The sequence below is a fragment of the Pseudomonas sp. P5_B2 genome, from assembly GCF_056400445.1.
The window spans coordinates 1-2,167 of sequence record NZ_JBFULH010000657.1 but is presented as its reverse complement, the minus strand read 5'-3'; the positions used below and the strand labels follow the sequence as shown (position 1 = coordinate 2,167).

The 2,167-nt window shown below is 60.6% G+C and carries 1 protein-coding gene and 3 pseudogenes; 2 read left to right on the top strand and 2 right to left on the bottom strand.

Features of this window, described 5'->3' with window-relative positions; translation table 11 throughout:
* On the bottom strand, positions 1 to 605 hold a 605-nt coding region (locus AC1DRJ_RS25305), incomplete at its 3' end, for a Gfo/Idh/MocA family protein (RefSeq protein ID WP_477804565.1).
* 32 nt (positions 606 to 637) lie between these two features.
* Positions 638 to 1,369, bottom strand: a pseudogene (locus AC1DRJ_RS25300) (thiamine pyrophosphate-dependent enzyme); the annotation flags it as partial.
* On the opposite strand from AC1DRJ_RS25300, the pseudogene AC1DRJ_RS25295 reads away from it, so the two are divergent.
* Together AC1DRJ_RS25295 and AC1DRJ_RS25290 are read left to right on the top strand one after the other, a co-directional pair.
* Positions 1,369 to 1,611: pseudogene (locus AC1DRJ_RS25295) on the top strand (D-xylose ABC transporter ATP-binding protein); the annotation flags it as partial. The pseudogenes AC1DRJ_RS25300 and AC1DRJ_RS25295 overlap by 1 nt on opposite strands.
* Before the next feature lie 160 nt (positions 1,612 to 1,771).
* A pseudogene (locus AC1DRJ_RS25290) lies at positions 1,772 to 2,167 on the top strand (ABC transporter permease); the annotation flags it as partial.

Below are 2,167 nucleotides of genomic sequence, written 5' to 3'. Positions count from 1 at the left end.
TTGCTGGACTTGCGTGGAAATACGACCTGCACCGAGACGTAATCGTCATCGAGCAACCAGCGCAGCACGTCGAGTTCGTGGATCAGAGTGTCGGTGATGGCCATGTCGGTCTTGTAGTTTTCACCCACGGTCGGGTTGCGGTGCGCGCAATGGAGCATCAGCGGTTCGCCGATCTGACCGCTGCCGATTACCGCTTTGAGTGCGCGATAGCCTTCGTCATACGGGCGCATGAAACCGACTTGCACCAGGCGTTTGCCGYGTGCCACTTCGGCCTCGACGATGTTGCGACAGCCTTCAGCGGTGACGGCCAGGGGCTTCTCGCAGAACACCGGTTTACCCGCCGCAATCGCTGCCAGCACAAACGCTTCGTGGCTCGGGCCCCAGGAGGTGACGAGGATCGCTTCGACGTCCGGCGCGTTGATCAGCGCGTGGCCGTCGGGGTAGACCTCGGCGGTCAGTTTCAGATCGGACACGACCTTGGCAGCTTGCTGCAAATTGATGTCGGTGACGGCGACCACCTGGCTGTTGAGCAAGGTCTGGCTGCAACGACGAATGTGATCCTGGCCGATGGCCCCGGTGCCGATGACGCCTAACTTTAATGACATGTAAGGACTCCTTATTGTTCGATTCAGGGCAATCAGTACTGACGGGCCTTGGCCAGTCGTTCATTCAGGGTCTTGGCCACCGCGTTGGTGCGGGCGCTGGTGGAGGCTTGCGCCACGCCGACCCGCCACCACGACAGGTAGCCGTGAATCATGGTTTTGGGCAGGACCTTGATGTCGATCAGCGTCGACACGGTCTGCAAGCTCGCATCCGCCAGCGCGGCTTTCAGCTCTTCAGCGGTGTTCACTTTGTATGTCTTGCAACCATAGGCCGCCGCGCTCATGGCGAAATCCACCGGCACAAAGCCGCCATCGAGCTTGCCGGTGTCCGGGTTGCGAAAGCGGAACTCTGTGCCGAAGCTGTCCATGCCGTTGCCCATCTGCAAGTTGTTGATGCACCCGAAGGTCATGTTGTCGAGCAGCACCACGTTGATCTTGCGGCGCTCCTGAATCGACGTCGCCAGCTCCGAGTGCAGCATCATGTAAGAGCCGTCGCCGACCAGCGCATAGACCTCACGCCCAGGCTCGGCGAGTTTCACGCCCAAGGCGGCGTTGACTTCGTAACCCATGCACGAATAACCGTACTCGACGTGATAGGTGTTCACGCCCTTGCTGCGCCAGCTGCGCTGCAAGTCACCGGGCAGGCTGCCGGCGGCGGCGACGATCACGGCGTCATCGGCGAGGGTTTCGTTGAGCACGCCGAGCACGCGGCTCTGGGTCAGGCAGGAACCGGTCAGCTCGATGAATTCGCGCAGTACGGCCGGGTCTCGACGAACCGACCCGCGGTATCGATGTCGGCGCCAAGGCCGAGATTTACCGCCTTATTTCCTACCTCGCCAGCGAAGGCATGGCCGTCATCATGATTTCCTCGGAACTGCCGGAAGTGCTCGGCATGAGCGACCGGGTAATGGTCATGCACGAGGGCGACATGATGGGCACCCTCGACCGCAGCGAAGCGACTCAGGAACGAGTGCTGCAACTGGCCTCGGGAATGTCCTCATGTCATTAAATCAAGGGTGAGCACGGTTTCTGTGGCGAGGGAGCTTGCTCCCGTCGGGGTGCCAAGCGGCCCCAATGTCTCGGGTTTACCGTAGAACTGGCGAGCGCTGCGCACTCGAACGGGAGCGCGCTCCCTCGCCACACTGATTTCATTTGAAGGGTGAGTGGTTATGAACGCGATACTGGAAAACAAACCGGCAACCGCACAGGTCAAGAGTCGCCGGCGCTTTCCGACCGAGCTGAGCATCTTCCTGGTGCTGATTGGCATCGGCCTGGTGTTCGAGATTTTCGGCTGGATCGTGCGCGACCAGAGCTTCCTGATGAACTCCCAGCGGCTGGTATTGATGATTCTGCAAGTGTCGATCATCGGTCTGCTGGCGATTGGCGTGACCCAGGTCATCATCACCACCGGCATCGACCTGTCGTCCGGTTCGGTGCTGGCCTTGTCGGCGATGATCGCGGCCAGCCTGGCGCAGACCTCTGATTTTACTCGGGCGGTATTCCCGTCGCTGACTGACTTGCCGGTGTGGATCCCCGTGATTGTCGGGCTCGGTGTTGGACTGCTG